This is a genomic window from Burkholderia sp. JKS000303, assembly GCF_002563755.1.
In the GTDB taxonomy this organism is placed as follows: Bacteria; Pseudomonadota; Gammaproteobacteria; order Burkholderiales; family Burkholderiaceae; genus Burkholderia; species Burkholderia anthina_B.
The window spans coordinates 386235-405276 of sequence record NZ_PDBZ01000004.1 but is presented as its reverse complement, the minus strand read 5'-3'; the positions used below and the strand labels follow the sequence as shown (position 1 = coordinate 405276).

Below are 19042 nucleotides of genomic sequence, written 5' to 3'. Positions count from 1 at the left end.
CTCGAAGCAGTCCGCCAGCGTACGACCCATCCACGGCCCGGACGGGCCTGGCGCAAGGCGCGCGGGCCGCCATGCGGGCGGCGCGGCGCCGCCTTACAATATCGACTTACCCAGAGGCGCTCAACATGTCGTTTTCCCGAAGCGCAGCCGATGCGGCTGACACTCTCCCCGACCTCGCCGCCACGCTCGGCGCGCCCGCCGAAGGCGCGTTCGTCACGCTCGGCGATGCGTTTCATACGCGGCTGCCGGCCGCGCCGCTGCCCGCGCCGTACGTCGTCGGCTTTTCCGACGAAGTCGCGCAACTGCTCGGCCTGCCGCCATCGATCGTCGCGCAGCCCGGCTTCGCCGAGCTGTTCGCCGGCAACCCGACACGCGACTGGCCCGCGAACGCGATGCCGTACGCGTCGGTGTATTCCGGCCACCAGTTCGGCGTCTGGGCCGGCCAGCTCGGCGACGGCCGCGCGCTGACGATCGGCGAGCTTCCCGCCCCCGACGGCCGGCGCTACGAACTGCAGCTCAAGGGTGGCGGCCGCACGCCCTACTCGCGCATGGGCGACGGCCGTGCGGTGCTGCGCTCGTCGATCCGCGAATTCCTGTGTTCCGAAGCGATGCATCACCTCGGCATCCCGACCACGCGCGCACTCACGGTGATCGGCTCCGACCAGCCGGTGGTGCGCGAGGAAATCGAGACGTCGGCGGTCGTCACGCGCGTGTCGGAGAGCTTCGTGCGCTTCGGCCACTTCGAGCACTTCTTCTCGAACGATCGCCCCGACCTGCTGCGCCAGCTCGCCGATCACGTGATCGACCGCTTTTATCCGGCGTGCCGCGAGGCCGACGATCCGTACCTCGCGCTGCTCGAAGCCGCGATGTTCCGCACGGCCGACGTCGTCGCGCAATGGCAGGCGGTCGGCTTCTGCCACGGCGTGATGAACACGGACAACATGTCGATCCTCGGCGTGACGATCGACTACGGCCCGTTCGGTTTCGTCGATGCGTTCGACGCGAATCACATCTGCAACCACTCCGACACGAGCGGCCGCTACGCGTACCGGATGCAGCCGCGCATCGCGCACTGGAACTGCTATTGCCTCGCGCAGGCGCTGCTGCCGCTGATCGGGCTGCAGCACGGCATCGCCGACGACGATGCACGCGCCGAGCGTGCGGTCGAAGACGCGCAGGCCGTGCTCGCGAAGTTTCCGGAGCGCTTCGGCCCCGCGCTCGAGCGCCTGATGCGCGCGAAGCTCGGCCTCGAACTCGAACGCGAGAACGACGCGGAGCTCGCCAACAAGCTGCTCGAAACGATGCACACGAGCCACGCGGACTTCACGCTGACGTTCCGCCGGCTCGCGCAGTTGTCGAAACACGATGCGAGCCGCGACGCGCCGGTGCGCGACCTGTTCATTGATCGCGACGCGTTCGATGCGTGGGCGAACCTCTACCGCGCGCGGCTGTCCGACGAAACGCGCGACGACGCGGCACGTGCCGCCGCGATGAACCGCGTGAACCCGAAATACGTGCTGCGCAACCATCTGGCCGAAGTCGCGATCCGGCGCGCGAAGGAGAAGGATTTTTCCGAAGTCGAGCGACTCGCGCAGGTGCTGCGCCGCCCGTTCGACGAACAACCGGAACATGAAGCGTATGCGGCATTGCCGCCCGACTGGGCCGGGTCGCTCGAAGTGAGCTGCTCATCGTGACCCGCGCGACCCGACCGACCGATCAGGAGAACCCCCACATGTCACACGATTCCGACGACAAGACCTTCCCGTACCAGAAGGACGACACCGAACTGCGCCGCCGCCTCACGCCGATGCAGTATGAAGTCACGCAGCACGCGGCGACCGAGCGCGCGTTCACCGGCGCATACACCGACACGGAAGACGCCGGCATCTACAAATGCGTCGTCTGCAGCACCCCGCTGTTCGAATCCGGCGCCAAATTCCATTCGGGTTGCGGCTGGCCCAGCTACTTCAAGCCGCTGAACGGCGAAGTGATCGACGAGAAGATCGACCGCTCGCACGGGATGGTGCGTGTCGAGGTCCGCTGCAACCATTGCGGCGCGCATCTCGGCCACGTGTTCGAGGATGGCCCGCGCGACCAGACCGGTTTGCGGTACTGCATCAATTCGGCTGCGTTAAACTTCGAGTCCCGACCCGAAAACGAATAAGCGGCGCCGGACGGATCCGACGGCAGCCTCCCCGGCTGCCGCGATCCGCGACGGTGGCGCCTGGCGGGTCCCTACAACGGTGAAAGGCCGCGCGATGCGACCTTTCACGCAGCTGCGAGCGCCATGAAATTCCTGTTCGATCTGTTTCCGATCATCCTGTTTTTCGCTGCCTTCAAGGTCTGGGGCATCTTCACCGCCACTGCCGTCGCGATCGTCGCGACGCTGGCCCAGGTCGCCTGGGTCGCCTTCCGGCACCGGAAGGTCGACACGATGCTGTGGGTCAGCCTCGGCGTGATCGTCGTGTTCGGCGGCGCCACCCTCGTCCTGCATGACGAAAAATTCATTCAATGGAAACCGACTGTGCTGTACTGGCTGTTTGCGATCGGGCTCTTCGCCGCGCGCTATGCGTTCGGCAACAACCTGATCGAGAAGATGATGGGCAAGCAGCTCACGCTGCCGCATCCCGTGTGGGACAAGCTGAACGTCGCGTGGGCGCTGTTCTTCGCGGTGCTCGGCGTCGCGAACCTGTACGTGGTGCGCAACTACACCGAATCGCAGTGGGTGAATTTCAAGCTGTTCGGCACGACGGGCGCCATGGTCGTGTTCATCATTCTGCAGAGCCTGTGGCTCACGAAGTACCTGAAGGACGAGTAACATGAGCGACACCTTTCTCCACGCATCGCCCGACGAGCGCATCGCGCTGATCGAGGCGCGTCTCAACGCCTCGCTCGCACCGCTGTCCCTCGCGGTCCGCGACGACAGCGCGCAGCACGCGGGCCATGCCGGCGCCAGCGCCGGCGGCCATTACACGGTAACGATCGTGTCGGCCGCGTTCGCCGGCAAACCGCGCGTCGCACGGCACCGGCTGGTGTATGATGCGCTCGCTGATGCGATGCAGCGCGGCATTCACGCGCTCGCGATCGTGGCTTACACGCCCGAAGAATTCAACGAATCTTCAATCTAGTCTCACTAGGAATTCCCGATGATCCTGAAATCCCCCCGCCTGTGGGTCGCGGCGGCTGCTTTTGCAGCGGCACCGGCATTTGCCCAGAACATCGCCGTCGTCAACGGCACGCCGATTCCGAAGTCGCGCGCCGATGCCATGGTCGCGCAGCTCGTCCAGCAAGGTCAGACCGACAGCCCGCAACTGCAGCAGGCCGTGCGCCAGGAACTCGTGAACCGCGAAATCCTGATGCAGGAAGCCATTCGCGAAGGCATCCCGAGCCGTCCGGACGTGAAGGCGCAGATCGCCGTCGCGCAACAGACGGTCGTGCTGCGCTCGATGATCGAGACCTTCCTGAAGAAGAACCAGCCGACCGACGCCGAAGTGAAGGCGCGTTACGACGATCTCGTGAAGACCGCCGGCGGCAACCGCGAATACCACTTGCACCACATCCTCGTCGACAGCGAACAGCAGGCGAAGGACCTGATCGCGAAGATCAAGGCCGGCGCGAAGTTCGAAGACCTGGCGAAGCAGTACTCGAAGGATCCGGGCTCGGGCAAGAACGGCGGCGACCTCGACTGGTCCGACCCGAAGGCGTACGTGCCGGAATTCGCAGCAGCTGCGCAGAAGTTGCAGAAAGGCCAGATGACCGACGAGCCGGTGAAGACGCAGTTCGGCTGGCACATCATCCGTGTCGACGACATCCGCGACGTCGCACCGCCGCCGTTCGACCAGGTGAAAGCGCAGATCGCGCAGCAACTCGTGCAGCAAAAGCTGCAGGCGTTCGAGGAAGGTCTGCGCCAGCAGGCGAAGATCCAGTAACGTCGGCGCTCCGCCGCCCACGCAAAGGCCGCTCACGTGTGAGCGGCCTTTTTCATTTCACGCCGGCGGCGCGCGCTACGCCTCCACCGCTCTCGCCCGCGTCGGCCGCCCCGTCGCGAACACCTTGGCGAGAAACGCCAGCACCGGTCGCTCGACCAGCCGGTACGCAACGGCGCCGAGCGCGGCGGCGAGCACGATCCCGCCCGCCACGATCCAGTCCGCGCCGATCCGCTGGCCCGCGCCGTGCTTGAGCACCGTCGCAATGCCGGCCACGACGAAACCGTGCGTCAGATAGATCGAATACGAAGCGTCGCCGAGAAAGACGAGCCCGCGCAAGCGTACCGGCCGCACGCCGTCGATCAGCACCGCGCCCAGCACCAGCATGAACGCGGGGCCACCGTAGAGCAGCGCGCGCGGCGCGTGGCCGACGAACAGCTCCATCGGCGGATCGCCGACACCGTCCGCCCCGGCCAGCGCCGCGCCGAACAGGCCCAGCACACCGACGCTCGCCAGCAGCACGCCGGCGCGCACCGTCGCGGCAGGCGTCCAGTGTTCGCGAACGTACGCAAATGCCATCGCCGCGACGATGCCGAGCAGGAATTCGACGATCAGTTGCGCGCAGGTCAGCGTCGTGACCGAGGTCGGCGCGTCGAGCAGATAACTGGCCAGGCCGATCGTCAGGAACACGCCCGCGAGAAACGGCAAGAGCATGCGGCGCAGTCCCAGCATGATGGCGGCGGCGAATGCGAGATAGAAGTAGAGCTCGTAGCCGAGCGTCCAGCCCTGTTCGAGAAACGGCCGCCAGACCCCGTCCTGGTTCGCCGCGGGCCACAGCAGGTACGAGCAGATCACGTAATGCAGCGTCGGATGGTGCGTCTTCAGGACAACGTGCGTGCCCCACATCGCGACGAGCGCCGTGGTCCACAGCCAGTACAGCGGGTAGATCCGCAGCGCGCGTCGCTGCAGAAAGCGGCCGGCCGCCGCCCGGCCCGCCGCGTCCCGTCGGTGCGTACGGAAAATGATGAAGCCGCTGATCACGAAGAACAGATCGACCCCGGCGTTGCCGATCGCGGCGAAATTATGCGAATTGATCCACGCGGGCGCGTGATGATAGGTCGTCATCGCCGCCGCGAAATGCCAGAACACCACCAGCAGCGCCGCGACGGCCCGCAGAATCTGGATCGAGTGCAGATGCGCATCCGCGCGGCGAGGGCCGCCGTCGCTCCGGTCTGAGTTCATCCCGTTGCCTCCGTTGATGCGACACAGTAGCAAGCGCCATCGAACGATTTCGTGTGCTGGAGCACAGAAATACGATTGGTGGCGAGTCCGGTTGACGGGATCCACTGAAGGCACGCGCGGCGCGCGCCAAGAAAAAAACCGCTCCGAAGAGCGGTTTTTCCGAGAAATGACGGGATCGCGCGCGGCGGCGCTGCGGAACACTACGCCGGATAGAACGCGTCGTGGTAACGGACGTCGCCCGACGGTCGCGGCGCGGCGTCGTCGAGCGACAGCGCGAGGACATACTCGGGCGGCACATCCGGAAACACGATGCCGCCGGACGGCGCGAAGCCGAATCGCGTGTAGTACGCAGGCTCGCCGAGCAGCACGCAGCCGCGCGCGCCGAGCCGGCGCAACGCATCGAGCCCCGTGCGCACCAGCCCCGCACCGATGCTCTGCCGCTGGCATTCCGGTAGCACCGCGAGCGGTGCCAGCCCATACCAGCGCTGGCTGCCGGACGGCTCACCACCGATCGATACCGGCGAGAACGCGACGTGCCCGATGATGCGCGCGTCACGCTCCGCGACGAGCGATACGCTCAACGCGCCGTCGGCGCGCAGCGTATCGACGATCCGCCGCTCGAACTGCCCGCCTTGCGGCTCGCCCGCAAACGCAGCCACGATCACGCGGCCGATCGCCTCGACGTCGCTCGCGCGTTCGTCGCGCAGCGTGACGACGTCGACCGGCGCGTGCGGATCGAACATCAGCCGATCCAGCGGCGTGCGTTGCGGAACACGCGCAGCCACGGGCTCGCTTCGCCCCAGCCTTCCGGATGCCAGCTCATCGTGACCGTGCGATGCACGCGCTCCATGTGCGGCATCAGCACCGAGAAGCGGCCGTCGGCCGTCGTGACCGACGTGATGCCGGCCGGCGAACCGTTCGGGTTGAACGGATAGCGTTCGGTCGCTTCGCCGCGGTGGTCGACAAAGCGCATCGAGATCGCGACGCGATCGATGTCGCCCTGCTGCGAGAAGTCCGCATAGCCTTCGCCGTGCGCAACCGCCACCGGAATCCGCGAACCTTCCATCCCCGCGAAGAAGATCGACGGCGACTTCTCGACTTCGACGAACGAGAAGCGCGCCTCGAACTGCTCGGACTTGTTGCGCGTGAACTTCGGCCACGCTTCCGCGCCCGGGATCATCGACGCGAGGCTCGACAGCATCTGGCAACCGTTGCAGATGCCGAGCGCGAACGTGTCGGGGCGCGCGAAGAACGCCGAGAACATGTCGGCGAGGTTCGCATTGAAGCGGATCGTCTTCGCCCAGCCTTCGCCCGCGCCCAGCACGTCACCGTACGAGAAGCCGCCGCATGCCACCGCGCCCGCGAAATCGGCAAGCGTCGCGCGGCCTGCAAGCAGGTCGCTCATGTGCACGTCGTGTGCGTCGAAGCCTGCGCGGTCGAACGCGTACGCCGTTTCGAGATGCGAGTTCACGCCCTGCTCGCGCAGGATCGCGACGCGCGGGCGAGCGCCCGTCGCGATGAACGGCGCGGCGATGTCGTCGGCCGGATCGAACGTCAGCACCGGCGAGATGCCCGGGTCGGCCGCGTCCAGCAGCGCGTCGTATTCCGCATCCGCACAGGCGGGGTTGTCGCGCAGGCGCGCGATGCGCCAGCTCACTTCGCCCCAGGCGCGATGGAGCTCCGTGCGCGGCGCGCCGAAGACCTTCTTTGCGTCGCGATACACCTCGATCACGTCGCGATCGTTGACCGTGCCGATCACGTGCGCGCACGCCGACAGGCCGAACTCGCGCAGCGCGCCGAGCACCGCGTCGCGATCGGTCGCGCGCACCTGCACCACGGCACCGAGTTCTTCGGAGAACAGCGCGCGCAGCGTGCGGTCTTCGCGACGGCCGCTCGTCTGCTTCGCCCAGTCCTTCGCGTCGCCGTAGTCGGATTCGTGATTCGGGTCGAGCGTCAGCATGTCGACGTTCAGCGACACGCCCGCGTGGCCCGCGAACGCCATTTCGCACACCGTCGCCCACAGGCCGCCGTCCGAGCGGTCGTGGTACGCGAGCAGCTTGTCTTGCGTATTGAGCGACTGGATCGCGTTGAAGAAGCGCTTCAGGTCTTCCGGATCGTCGACGTCCGGCGTCGCGTCGCCGACCTGCTGCGTGACCTGCGCGAAGATGCTGCCGCCCATCCGGTTCTTGCCGCGGCCGAGGTCGATCGCGATCAGCACGCTGTCGCCTGCTTCGGCGATGCGGCGCAGTTGCGGCGTCAGGTGCCGGCGCACGTCCTCGACCGGCGCGAATGCGGAGATGATCAGCGACACCGGCGACACCACTTCCTTCGCGACGCCCTGCTCGTCCCACTTGGTCTTCATCGACAGCGAGTCCTTGCCGACCGGGATGCCGATCCCGAGCGCCGGACACAGCTCCATGCCGATCGCCTTGACCGTGTCGAACAGCGCGGCGTCCTCGCCGGCCGTGCCGCAGGCGGCCATCCAGTTCGCCGACAGCTTCAGCTTGTCGAGCGACGCGATCGGCGCGCTCGCGATGTTCGTGATTGCTTCGCCGACGGCCATGCGGCCCGATGCCGGCGCGTCGATCACGGCGAGCGGCGTGCGCTCGGCCATCGTCATCGCTTCGCCCTTGAAACCGGCGTAGTCGAGCGCGGTCACCGCGCAGTCGGCCACCGGCACCTGCCACGGGCCGACCATCTGGTCGCGCACCGACGTGCCGCCGACCGAACGATCGCCGATCGTGATCAGGAACGACTTGCTGCCGACCGTCGGGTGCTTCAGCACGTCGACCGCGACTTCCGACAGCGCGATGCCCGTCACGTCGACCGGCGTGCGCTCGGTCGCGACGCGCGCGACGTCACGGTGCATGCGCGGCGGCTTGCCGAGCAGCACTTCCATCGGCATGTCGACCGGGAATTCGTCCGCGCCCTTCGCTTCGTCGTCGACGAGCTGCAGCTGGCGCTCGTCGGTTGCGACACCGACCACCGCGAACGGGCAGCGCTCGCGGACGCAGATCGCTTCGAAGCGCGGCAGGTCGGCCGGCGCGATCGCCAGCACGTAGCGCTCCTGCGCTTCGTTCGACCAGATTTCGCGCGGCGACAGGCCCGACTCCTCGAGCGCGACCTTGCGCAGCTCGAAGCGTGCGCCCTTGCCCGCGCCGTCGACGATCTCGGGGAATGCGTTCGACAGCCCGCCCGCGCCGACGTCATGGATGCTCAGGATCGGGTTTTCCGCGCCGAGCTGCCAGCAGCCGTTGATCACTTCCTGTGCGCGACGCTCGATTTCCGGGTTGCCGCGCTGCACCGAGTCGAAGTCGAGCTCGGCCGTGTTCGCGCCGGTCGCCATCGAGCTCGCCGCGCCGCCGCCCATGCCGATCCGCATGCCGGGGCCGCCGATCTGGATCAGCAACGAGCCTGCCGGCACGTCGTGCTTGTGCGTGTGCTGATCCGCGATGTTGCCGAGGCCGCCCGCGATCATGATCGGCTTGTGATAGCCGTGCACCGTCCCGCCGACGTTCTGCTCGTACACGCGGAAGTAGCCGCCGAGGTTCGGGCGGCCGAATTCGTTGTTGAACGCGGCGCCGCCGAGCGGGCCGTCGATCATGATCTGCAGCGGCGACGCGATGCGGTCCGGGCGGCCGTACGGGCCGTGCGCATCGTTCGGGTTGCGCTCGCCGACCGGCTGCGCGGCGTCGCGCGCGTTTTCCCACGACTGGCGTGCGCCGGGCAGATCGAGGTTCGACACCGTGAAGCCTGCGAGGCCGGCCTTCGGACGCGCACCGCGGCCCGTCGCGCCTTCGTCGCGGATCTCGCCGCCCGCGCCGGTCGCCGCACCCGGGAACGGCGAGATCGCCGTCGGGTGGTTGTGCGTCTCGACCTTCATCAGCGTGTGCGTGAGCTCGGTGTGGCGGCCATAGCGCTCACCCGGCTCGCCGGCTGCACCCGCGTTGCGCGGGAACCAGCGCTCGGCTTCCGCGCCGACCATGATCGACGAGTTGTCCGAATACGCGACGATCGTGCCCTGCGGGTTCAGCTTCTCGGTGTTGCGGATCATCGCGAACAGCGACATGTCCTGCGCTTCGCCGTCGATGGTCCACTGCGCGTTGAAGATCTTGTGGCGGCAGTGCTCGCTGTTCGCCTGCGCGAACATCATCAGTTCGACGTCGGTCGGGTTGCGTTCGAGCTTGCGGAACGCGTCGACCAGGTAGTCGATCTCGTCGTCGGCGAGCGCGAGGCCCAGCTCGACGTTCGCGCGCTCGAGCGCACCGCGGCCGACGCCCAGCACGTCGACGGTCGCGAGCGGCTTGGCCGGCAGTTCGTCGAACAGGTGCTTCGCGTCGTCGCGCGCGGCAACCACGCTTTCGGTCATCCGGTCATGCAGTGCGGCGGCCACGGCCGCGCGCGCGTCGTCGGACAGCGCCTTCTTGCCGCCGAGCAGGCCCGACTTCAGCGTGACCGTGAACTCGACGCCGCGCTCGATGCGGCGCACCTGCGTGAGGCCGCAGTGCTGCGCGATGTCGGTCGCCTTGCTCGCCCACGGCGAAACCGTGCCGAAGCGCGGCAGCACGACGAAGGTCTCGGCCGTCCCCTTCTCGGTCGCCGGCTCGAACGGCGCGCCGTAGTGCATCAGCGCGTCGATGCGGGCGCTGTCGTCCGTCGACAGCGGCTCGGCCGCATTGACGAAGTGCAGGAACTGACCGCGCACCGCGACGATGTTGGCGTCGATTTGCTTGAGCGTGTCGAGCAGACGGGTTTGACGGAAATCGGAGAGGGCCGAAGCGCCGGGAAAACACGAGAAGTGAGCCATGGGCTGGACTGACGTCGATGAGTCGCGCGAGGTGGCGACGTGGGGCGAAAGGAAGGCCGTAATTATACCCGGAAGTCGGTCGTCCCAGACTGGCTGATCGGCACCCGCCATGCACCGCAACGGTGCACCCACGCGCCCGGCGCACAAGCGAGCGCCGGGCCGCCACCGGCGGCCGCGACAGCCGGCGGCCGCACGATGGCGAAACCGGATAGGCTCGCGTGGCGCCGTGTCCCGCGATTTTGGCGCTATCATTCCTGGTTCACCGGGCCGGGGCCCGTCAGCGAATTCTCACCGGGCAGCGTGCGCGCTGCCCGTCATCGAAGCAATCCATGGATGTCATCGTCATCGGCGGCGGAATCAGCGGCGTCGCCACCGCCTACCAGTTGCGCGCGGCCGGCCATCGCGTGTGCGTGGTCGAACGCCACGCGACCGTCGCGCAAGGCGCGACCTACGGCGACGGCGGCACGCTGCTGCCGAGCCCGCTCGACGTCTGGTTCGGCCCGACCTTCATGCGCCAGCGCCAGTCGCGCGACAGCGGCATCGTCTACAAGCCGGGCTTCAACGGCGGCGTACGCCGCTTCGTCAAGGAACTCGGCGCGCTGCGCGAGCCCGACGCGTTCACCGCCCAATATGCACGGCTGCGCCCGCTGATCGACGCATCGCGCGAAAGCCTCGCCGACATCGAAACGCGCTTGCAGCTCGAATTCGAGCAGAAGGCCGGCATCCTGCACGTCGTACGCGACCCGCGCGACTGGGAGGCCCTGCAGCCGGCGCTCGACCTGCTGCGCACGCTCGACCAGCCGTATCGCGTGCTCACTGCCGACGAATGCGCGGCGCTCGAGCCGTCGGTGCCGGCCGAACCCGGCTTCGCCGGCGGCGTGCTGCTCGAGACCGAGCGCACCGGCAACTGCCCGCTGTTCGCGAAACTCGTCAAGCAGGCGCTCGACGAGCACGGCGTGCAGTTCCGCTTCGGTGCGGAGGTCGCCGCAATCCGCGTGGACACCGGCCGCGCCGCGGTCGAGCTCGCGCCGCCCGGCGGCCGGCACGCGACGAACGCGCGCGAAGTCGACGTGATTTCGGCCGACGCGATCGTGGTCGCCGCCGGCGCCGGCAGCCCGGCGCTGCTCGAGCGGCTCGGCTGGCGGCTGCCGCTGCATCCGGTCCGCGCGCATACGCTGACCGCGCCGGTCACCTACGAGGAGCACGCGCCGCACCTGAGCGTCGTCGATTCGATCAAGCGGATCTCGATCACGCGCGCGCATCAGCGGCTGCGCGTCGGCGGCGGCGCCGTGCTGCAAAGCCTCGCCGACACCGCGAAGCCGCTGCCCGAGCCGTTGTCCGAAGCGGCCCTCGCGCTGCTCGGCCAGGCCGTGCACGACTGGGTGCCGGGCGCCGCAAAAATCTCCGCCGCGCTGTCGTGGCAAGGCATGCAACTGCTGTCGCCGGACGGCCTGCCGGTCGTCGGCCCGACCCCGCATCCGCGCGTCTTCGTCAATTTCGGCCACGGCCCGGCCGGTTGGGCGCTCGCGTGCGGGTCTGCTAAAGTGGTGACCGACTGCCTGGGCGGCGACACGCAGCACTGGCCTGCCGACACGCTCGCCGCGCTGAGCGCCGCGCGCTTCACGGCCTGACCGCCGCGGGCCCGGCCCGGGCGGCATCCTCCTCCCTGCCGTCACGATCCCGCGATGACCCTTGCCCGCCCGCTTCCCGACTCCACGCCAATCGCGCTGCTGCGCGTCGCCGACCTGCGTGCGGCCGAGGCCGCCGCGACTGCCGAACTGCCCCCGCACACGCTGATGGGCCGCGCCGGTGCCGCCACCGCGCGCTGGCTGTCCGAACGGGTCGCCGGCGACGAGCGCCCTGTCTGGTTCGCCGTCGGCCCGGGCAACAATGGCGGTGACGCGCTGGTAGCCGCCGCGCAACTGCAGCAGCTCGGCGTCGCGACGCAGGCGTGGATGCCCGTACCGGTCAAACCGGACGACGCACAATGGGCGCTCGGCCTCGCACGCGCGGCCGGCGTGCCGCTGTCGACCGAACCGCCCGCGTCGCTCGACGATTACGCGTGGGTCGTCGACGGCCTGTTCGGCATCGGCCTCGGTCGTGCGCTCGACGGCCCGTTCGCCGCGCAGGCCGCGCGCATCGCCGCGCATGCGCGAAGCGGCGGCCACGTGCTCGCGCTGGACGTACCGAGCGGGCTCGACAGCGACACGGGCCGGATCGTCGGCGCGGGCGTCGCGGTCGCCGCCACGCATACGCTGACCTTCATCGGCGCGAAACCGGGCCTTTATACCGGCGACGGCCGCGACTTCGCCGGCGAAATCGAGATCGCATCGCTCGACGTCGCGCCGCCTGCCATGCCGGCCGTCGTGCTGAATGCGCCGGCGCGGTTCGCCGCCGCACTCCCCGCACGCGCGTTCGCGTCGCACAAGGGCACGTTCGGCAGCCTCGCGGTGCTCGGCGGCGACACGGGAATGTGCGGCGCGCCGATCCTCGCCGCGCGTGCCGCATTGTTCACCGGCGCCGGCAAGGTGCATGTCGGCTTCCTCGGCGCCGGTGCGCCGCCGTACGATCCGCCGTTTCCCGAACTGATGCTGCATCCGGCCGACGGCCTCGACCTCGATGCGATGTCCGCGATCGCGGCCGGCTGCGGCCTCGGCACGCGCGAGGCCGCGGCGACGCTCGTGCGCGACGTGCTCGCGCACGATGCGGCGACGCTGCTCGACGCCGACGCGCTGAACCTCGTCGCGACCCACGCCGAACTCGCGGCCGCCGTTGCCGCACGCGGTGCGCGCGGCAACCCATGCGTGCTGACGCCGCATCCGCTCGAAGCGGCCCGGCTGCTCGGCACCGACACCGCGACCGTGCAGCACGACCGGCTGGCCGCGGCGCAGGCGCTTGCCGCACGCTATGCCAGCATCGTGGTGCTGAAAGGCTCGGGCACGGTGATTGCGGCACCCGACGGCCACATCACGATCAACCCGACCGGCAATGCAGCGCTCGCCACCGGCGGCACCGGCGACGTGCTCGGCGGCCTGATCGGCGCGTGGCTCGCGCAGCGCGTCGCGCCGTACGAAGCGGCGCTCGCAGGCGTCTATCTGCATGGCCTCGCGGCCGACACGCTCACCGCGAACGGCACGGGGCCGGCCGGCCTCACCGCGGGCGAACTCGCGCCGATGGTGCGCACGTTGATCAATCGCCTTTTTTACCCGTCGCCGCGCGTCGACATATAACGCCGCTATACTGGGTGCCCCGCCGCACGGCGGGTCCTCTCGTCCGCCGGTCTTCCGATCCCGATGCGCCGGCGCGGCATTCCTCCCGATTCACGCTTCACTCGAACCGCCATGACGCTGAATTCGCTCCCCGCCTGGACTGCCCTTCAATCCCACTTCGAACAGATCCGCCATGCGCGGCTGCGCGACTGGTTCGCGCCGGAAAACGACCACGCGCCGACCCGCGCCGAACGCTTCACGATTCCCGGCGGCGGCCTCGCGGCCGATTTCTCGAAGAACCGCATCAACGACGACACGCTGCGCCTGCTCGTGCAACTGGCCCGCGACGCGGGCGTCGAAGCGCGCCGTGATGCCATGTTCGCCGGCGAGATCGTCAACCCGACCGAAGGCCGCGCCGCGCTGCACACGGCATTGCGCGCGACCGATCCGCACGCGCCGTTCCATGCGCAGGTCAGCGCCGAGCGCGCGAAGATGGCGACCTTCGCACGCGCCGTGCGCAGCGGCGCGTGGACGGGCTACACGGGCAAACGCATCCGCCACGTGATCAACATCGGCATCGGCGGCTCGGATCTCGGGCCGAAGATGGTCACGCACGCGCTGCACCACGTCGCGACGCCGGACATCTCGACCCACTTCGTGTCGAACGTCGACGGCGCCGATCTCGCGCGCGTGCTCGAGCAGGTCGATCCGGAAGAAACGCTCGCGATCATCGTGTCGAAGACCTTCACGACGCTCGAGACGATGACGAACGCACGCTCGCTGCGCGACTGGTTCGTCGCGCGCGGCTGCCCGGAAGATGCGCTCGCGAAGCACTTCGTCGGCGTGTCGGCCAACCCGGCCGAAGTCGTGAAGTTCGGCATCGCCGCGGACAACGTGTTCGAAATGTGGGACTGGGTCGGCGGCCGCTATTCGCTGTGGTCGGCGGTCGGCCTGTCGATCATGATCGCGATCGGGCCGGAGCAGTTCGACGAGTTGCTCGCCGGCGCGAACGACATGGATCGCCACTTCCGCGAAGCGCCGCTCGAACGCAACCTGCCGGTGCTGCTCGGCCTGATCGGCATCTGGTATCGCAACTTCTTCGGCTCGCAGAGCTATCTCGTCGCACCGTATTCCGAAGCGCTGCACTACCTGCCGTCGTACCTGCAGCAGCTCGAGATGGAAAGCAACGGCAAGTCCGCGCGCCTGGACGGCACGTTCGTCGACTATCCGACATCGGCCGTCACATGGGGCGAGCCGGGCACCAACGGCCAGCACGCGTTCTTCCAGATGCTGCACCAGGGCCCGACGATCGTGCCGATCGACTTCGTCGCGGTGCTGACGCCCGAGCATCCGCTCGCGAGCCATCATCCGAAGCTGCTCGCGAACTGTTTCGCGCAGAGCGAAGCGCTGATGCTCGGCCGCACGCTCGACGAAGCGCGCAAGGTCGCCGGCCCCGGCAAGGAAGCGCTCGCACCGCACCTCACGTTCCCCGGCAACCGCCCGACGACGACGCTGCTCGTCGACGCGCTGACGCCGCGCACGCTCGGCGCGCTGATCGCGCTGTACGAGCACAAGGTGCTGGTGCAGGCGACGGTGTGGGACATCAACCCGTTCGACCAGTGGGGCGTCGAGCTCGGCAAGATTCTCGGCAAGGTTGTCGAAGCCGATCTGTCGGCCGAGTCGGTCGATCCCGCGAAACACGACTCGTCGACCACCGCGCTGATCGAACGCGCACGTGCCGCGCTCAAGCGCTGACACGACGCGTGATGCGCATGCCGGCCGTACGGGCGTGAAACGCGCCCGCGCGGCCGGCCGGGAAATGCAGTGCGGTGCTACGCCGCGTGCGGCGCGACGATGCGTCCGGCGTCGATCGTCACCGTCGTCGCGCAGCGCCGCGCGAGTTCGATGTCGTGCGTGACGAGCACGAGCGTTGCGCCGTGCGTGCGATTCAGCTCGAACATCAGGTCGATGACCGCATGCCCCGTCGCTGCGTCCAGGCTGCCGGTCGGCTCATCCGCGAACAGGATCGCCGGTCGCGTGACGAACGCGCGCGCGAGCGCGACGCGCTGCTGCTCGCCGCCCGACAACAGCTTCGGATAATGCGCAGTGCGTTCGGCAAGGCCGACCTGCACGAGCAGCGCGCGCGCACGATCGGCCGCCTCGCGTGCACTGATGCCGCCCTGCAGTTCGAGCGGCAGCATCACGTTTTCGAGCGCCGTCAGGTGCGGCATCAACTGGAACGACTGGAACACGAAGCCAACCGCGCCGTTGCGCAGCGCGGCGCGTTCGTCTTCGTCGAGCTGGTCGAGCGCGCGGCCGAGCAGGCGAACCGTGCCGCTCGTCGCGCTGTCCAACCCCGCAAGCAAGCCGAGCAACGTCGATTTGCCCGACCCCGACGCACCGACGATCGCGAGGCTGCTGCCGGGCCGCACCGCGAACGTGATGCCGTCGAGAATCGTCAGTTCGCCCGTCGCATCGGCGACCCGCTTGCACACGTCATGGACTTCGATGATCGGATCGGTAATCTTGAACATGGACACGACATTTCGCTGGAAAAGACGTGCGGCGCTCGCCGCACTGCTGGGTACCCTGCTCGCAGCAACCGTGCCCGCGCGGGCGGCGACGGCGGCCGCGCCATCATCGGGCCAGCCCGTGCTCGTCGTGCTCGGCGACAGCCTGTCGGCCGAATACGGGCTGCCGCGCGACACGGGCTGGGTCGCGCTGCTGCGACAACGTCTCGCGACCGGGCGAGTCGATTATAGCGTTGCGAACGCAAGCGTCAGCGGTGACACCACGAGCGGCGGCCGCGCGCGACTGCCTGCGGTGCTGCAACGGCTCAAGCCGTCGATCGTCGTCGTCGAGCTCGGTTCGAACGATGCGCTGCGCGGCGTGCCGCTCGCGACGACCGAGCAGAACTTGCGCGACATCATCGCCGACGCGCGGCACGCTCACGCGAAGGTCGTGCTGGTCGGCATGTACGTGCCGGCCAACTACGGCCCCGACTACACGCAGAAATTCCACGCGGTCTATACGCGGCTGGCGAAGGAACTCGACGTGCCGCTCGTGCCGTTCCTGCTCGCCGGCATCGAGGACAAGCCGGAGATGTTCCAGTCGGACCAGATGCATCCGACACGGCAGGCGCAAGGCGTGCTGCTCGACAACGTCTGGCCGGCGCTGAAGCCGCTGCTCGGCAAGCCGCGCGGCTGACACCGCCGCACCCGCCATCGGAAAACAAAAAGCCCCGCTTCGAGCGGGGCTTTTTGTCGTTGCATGCTGAACAGCGAACGCGTGAGCGATGCTCAGTTGTCCTCGTCCTGCGCACGGGGCGCCGTGCCGTACAGCTTCACCTTCGAGCGGTCACGCAGCGCGGCGAGATACGCTTCGCCTTCGCTCTGCGCTTCGACTTGCGCCATCTGCTGCTGCGCGGCGGCAAGCTGCTGCGGATCGACTGCCGAACCCGGGATCACCGCGTTCACGCGATAGATCGCGTAGCCGTCCGCACCGAGATCGACGCCGACGTAGGCCGGCAGCGTCTTCGCATCGACCTTGTAGACGGCGCTCAATGCCGCCGGCGGCAGGCCCTGCGATTGCGTACGCGACACCTTCTGCGCAGCGCCGAACCCGTCGGTCGACTTCGACTTCTGCAGCTCGGCCAGCTTCGCCGCACCGTCCTTCTTCGCGAGTTCCGCAGCCTGCTCGGCGATCACCTTCTGACGCACGGCGTCCTTGATCGTGTCGAGCGCGGGCACGGCTGCCGGCGTGTAGTTCGTGACGTGCGCGGAGATCAGCGTGTTGTTGCCGACGTCGATCGCCTGCGTGTTGTTCTGGCTCTTCACCGAGTCGCTCGCGAACACGGCCGTCAGGAACTTCGGATTGTTCAGCGGGCTCGTCGGCGGCAGTTGCGGATTCGGCGTCGGCGTGACGGTGGCCGTCTGGATCGTCAGCTTGTACTTGTCCGCAGCCGGTTGCAGCGACTTCGCCTTTTCATACACGGTCGACGTGAAGCCTTCCGCGTTGTCCGAGAACGCCTTCGACGCATACTGCTGCTTCAGCTCCGCGGCGATCTGGTCCTTCACGTCCGCGAACGGCTTGACCACCGACGGCTTCACTTCGGTCGCCTTCAGGATGTGGAAGCCGAGATCCGACTGCACGACATCGCTGATCTCGCCTTGCTTCAGCGCAAACGCCGCGTCGTCGAATGCCTTGCCGCCCGCCGTCGAACCGCGCGTGATGAAGCCGAGGTCGCCACCCTTCGCTGCCGACGGCGCGTCCTGCGAGTTCTTCTGTGCGATCTGCGCGAACTGGTCCGGATGCGCCTTCACGTCGGCCAGCAGCTGCTCGGCCTTCGCCTTCGCGGCCGCCTTGTCAGCAGCGCTTGCGTCGCTCGCCGCGGCGATGAAGATGTGACTCACGCGCGCCTGCGCTTCCGTGCGGAAGTGCGTCGGGTTGTCGTCATAGAATTTCTTGATATCCGCATCGGTCGGCTGCGCGCTCGCGGCGGCGGCGGCCGGCGAATAGACGAGATACTGGATCGTCGCGGTTTCCGGCGTCGCGAAGCTCTGCTTGTGCGCGTCGTAGTACGCGGCGAGCTGCGCGTCGGTCGGCTGCACCTTCGCTGCGTAGTCGCTCGTCTTCAGCACGAGCGCCTGCACTTCGCGCTGCTGCGCGGCCAGGTCCGACAGACGCTGTGCGAGGCTCTTCGGCGTGAACGCGCTCGACACGATGCTCGCCGGAATCTGCTGCAGCGCGAGGCTGTAGCGCACGCGCTCCTGATACTGCTCGGGCGTCATCCCCTGGAACGACAGCAGCTGCGCATAGCGTTCGACGTCGATCGAGCCGTCCGGCTTCTTCAGCGACGCGATCATCGGGTCGCTCATCAGCGCTTCGCGCACTGCGTTGTCGGAAGCCGTGAGGTGCAGGCGCTGCGTCTCGTCGGCCAGCACACGTTGCTGGATCAGGCCGTCGAGCACTTGCTTGCGATGTTCGGGCGTGTCGAACGCCTTGATGTCGAACTGCCCGCCGAGCGCCTGGCGTGCCTGGTCGATCTGCTGACGGAACGCGCCGTCGAATTCGACTCGCGTGATCTTGTGCCCGTTGACCGCCGCGACGTTCGCACTGTCGTCGAAGAAACCGCGGAAACCTTGGATCCCGACGAAACCCAGCCCCGGCAACACGATCAGGAGCAGGAGCGCCATCATCAGGCGCTGGTGATTACGGAAGAAATCGAGCATGCGTGACGGGAAAATTGGACAAAACGTCCGATATTACAACATACGGGGTGGGACGGGAGAAAAGCAGACGGCTTCCTCGTCTCGTCGGCCATGCACTCGCAAGCGAGCGCAACGGACGATGCAAATGAAAAAGCCCGCACAAGGCGGGCTTCTTCATTTTCTGGCGGAGCGGACGGGACTCGCCTACATCCTGCAGGCCGCGGCTGCGCGTGCACGCGCAGCCCTTCGAGTCCCGCCGGAAGCCGCGCAGGCGGCTTCCTCCACTCCGCAGTCACACGCTCGCAAGCGAGCGCAACGGACGATGCAAATAAAAAAGCCCGCACAAGGCGGGCTTCTTTATTTTCTGGCGGAGCGGACGGGACTCGAACCCGCGACCCCCGGCGTGACAGGCCGGTATTCTAACCAACTGAACTACCGCTCCTGGGTCTGGCTGAATCGTGAAACTGGTGGGTGCTGAGGGGTTCGAACCCCCGACCTACGCCTTGTAAGGGCGCCGCTCTACCAGCTGAGCTAAGCACCCGTTTCCGATTCGTTCTGGCTGCGATCCGCGTTTCGGCATCAACAACCAGCGAGCCTGCGATTTTAATTCATTCCAGATCATTTTGCCAAGCCTGAACGCGATTTTTT

14 protein-coding genes and 2 tRNA genes are annotated in these 19042 nt (G+C 67.9%); 9 read left to right on the top strand and 7 right to left on the bottom strand.

The features are described 5' to 3' along the window. Positions 1–125 precede the first annotated feature (125 nt). From BX604_RS35105 to BX604_RS35085, 5 genes are all read left to right on the top strand, one after another. Entirely contained in the window at positions 126–1694 is a 1569-nt protein-coding gene (locus BX604_RS35105) for a protein adenylyltransferase SelO (RefSeq protein ID WP_098556073.1), read from the top strand. A gap of 38 nt (positions 1695–1732) precedes the next feature. Beyond that, the gene (gene msrB / locus BX604_RS35100) at positions 1733–2164 is read left to right on the top strand and encodes a peptide-methionine (R)-S-oxide reductase MsrB (RefSeq protein WP_098556071.1); all 432 of its coding nucleotides are present in this window, start codon (positions 1733–1735) and stop codon (positions 2162–2164) included. Positions 2165–2287: 123 nt separating this feature from the next. Beyond that, positions 2288–2818 (top strand): septation protein A, encoded by a 531-nt coding sequence (locus tag BX604_RS35095; protein ID WP_098556068.1) that lies wholly within the window; start codon positions 2288–2290, stop codon positions 2816–2818. Position 2819: 1 nt separating this feature from the next. After that, complete coding sequence (locus BX604_RS35090; protein ID WP_098556066.1) at positions 2820–3128, top strand: BolA family protein; 309 nt, start codon at positions 2820–2822, stop codon at positions 3126–3128. An 18-nt stretch (positions 3129–3146) separates the two neighbouring features. Continuing rightward, positions 3147–3929, top strand: a complete 783-nt coding sequence (locus BX604_RS35085) for a peptidylprolyl isomerase (RefSeq protein ID WP_098556064.1) — start codon at positions 3147–3149, stop codon at positions 3927–3929. 75 nt (positions 3930–4004) lie between these two features. Here BX604_RS35085 and BX604_RS35080 read toward each other — a convergent pair whose 3' ends face one another. From BX604_RS35080 to purL, 3 genes are all read right to left on the bottom strand, one after another. Beyond that, entirely contained in the window at positions 4005–5168 is a 1164-nt protein-coding gene (locus BX604_RS35080; protein ID WP_098556061.1) for an acyltransferase family protein, read from the bottom strand. Positions 5169–5368: 200 nt separating this feature from the next. Next, positions 5369–5911: a GNAT family N-acetyltransferase gene (locus tag BX604_RS35075; RefSeq protein ID WP_098556566.1), complete on the bottom strand. Its 543-nt coding sequence runs from the start codon at positions 5909–5911 to the stop codon at positions 5369–5371. Next, on the bottom strand, positions 5911–9975 hold the full coding sequence (gene purL, locus BX604_RS35070; RefSeq protein WP_098556058.1) for a phosphoribosylformylglycinamidine synthase: 4065 nt from the start codon (positions 9973–9975) through the stop codon (positions 5911–5913). Before purL ends, BX604_RS35075 begins: the two co-directional genes overlap by 1 nt. Before the next feature lie 329 nt (positions 9976–10304). On the opposite strand from purL, the gene BX604_RS35065 reads away from it, so the two are divergent. The 3 genes from BX604_RS35065 (at position 10305) to pgi (ending at position 14939) form a co-directional block, all read left to right on the top strand. After that, positions 10305–11606 (top strand): FAD-dependent oxidoreductase, encoded by a 1302-nt coding sequence (locus tag BX604_RS35065; protein ID WP_098556055.1) that lies wholly within the window; start codon positions 10305–10307, stop codon positions 11604–11606. Between the two features lie 54 nt (positions 11607–11660). Next, positions 11661–13205: an NAD(P)H-hydrate dehydratase gene (locus BX604_RS35060; RefSeq protein WP_098556053.1), complete on the top strand. Its 1545-nt coding sequence runs from the start codon at positions 11661–11663 to the stop codon at positions 13203–13205. A gap of 111 nt (positions 13206–13316) precedes the next feature. Continuing rightward, positions 13317–14939 (top strand): glucose-6-phosphate isomerase, encoded by a 1623-nt coding sequence (gene pgi, locus BX604_RS35055; RefSeq protein WP_098556050.1) that lies wholly within the window; start codon positions 13317–13319, stop codon positions 14937–14939. A gap of 77 nt (positions 14940–15016) precedes the next feature. Here the strand turns inward: pgi and BX604_RS35050 are convergent, their stop codons facing one another. After that, positions 15017–15718, bottom strand: a complete 702-nt coding sequence (locus BX604_RS35050) for an ABC transporter ATP-binding protein (RefSeq protein ID WP_098556048.1) — start codon at positions 15716–15718, stop codon at positions 15017–15019. On the opposite strand from BX604_RS35050, the gene BX604_RS35045 reads away from it, so the two are divergent. Next, the gene (locus BX604_RS35045; protein WP_098556045.1) at positions 15717–16391 is read left to right on the top strand and encodes an arylesterase; all 675 of its coding nucleotides are present in this window, start codon (positions 15717–15719) and stop codon (positions 16389–16391) included. The genes BX604_RS35050 and BX604_RS35045 overlap by 2 nt on opposite strands. 92 nt (positions 16392–16483) lie before the next feature. Here BX604_RS35045 and BX604_RS35040 read toward each other — a convergent pair whose 3' ends face one another. The 3 genes from BX604_RS35040 to BX604_RS35030 form a co-directional block, all read right to left on the bottom strand. Continuing rightward, on the bottom strand, positions 16484–18415 hold the full coding sequence (locus BX604_RS35040) for a SurA N-terminal domain-containing protein (protein WP_098556043.1): 1932 nt from the start codon (positions 18413–18415) through the stop codon (positions 16484–16486). A 344-nt stretch (positions 18416–18759) separates the two neighbouring features. Further along, positions 18760–18836, bottom strand: a tRNA-Asp gene (locus tag BX604_RS35035). Between the two features lie 23 nt (positions 18837–18859). Beyond that, positions 18860–18935 (bottom strand) — tRNA-Val (locus BX604_RS35030). Between the last annotated feature and the right edge of the window lie 107 nt (positions 18936–19042).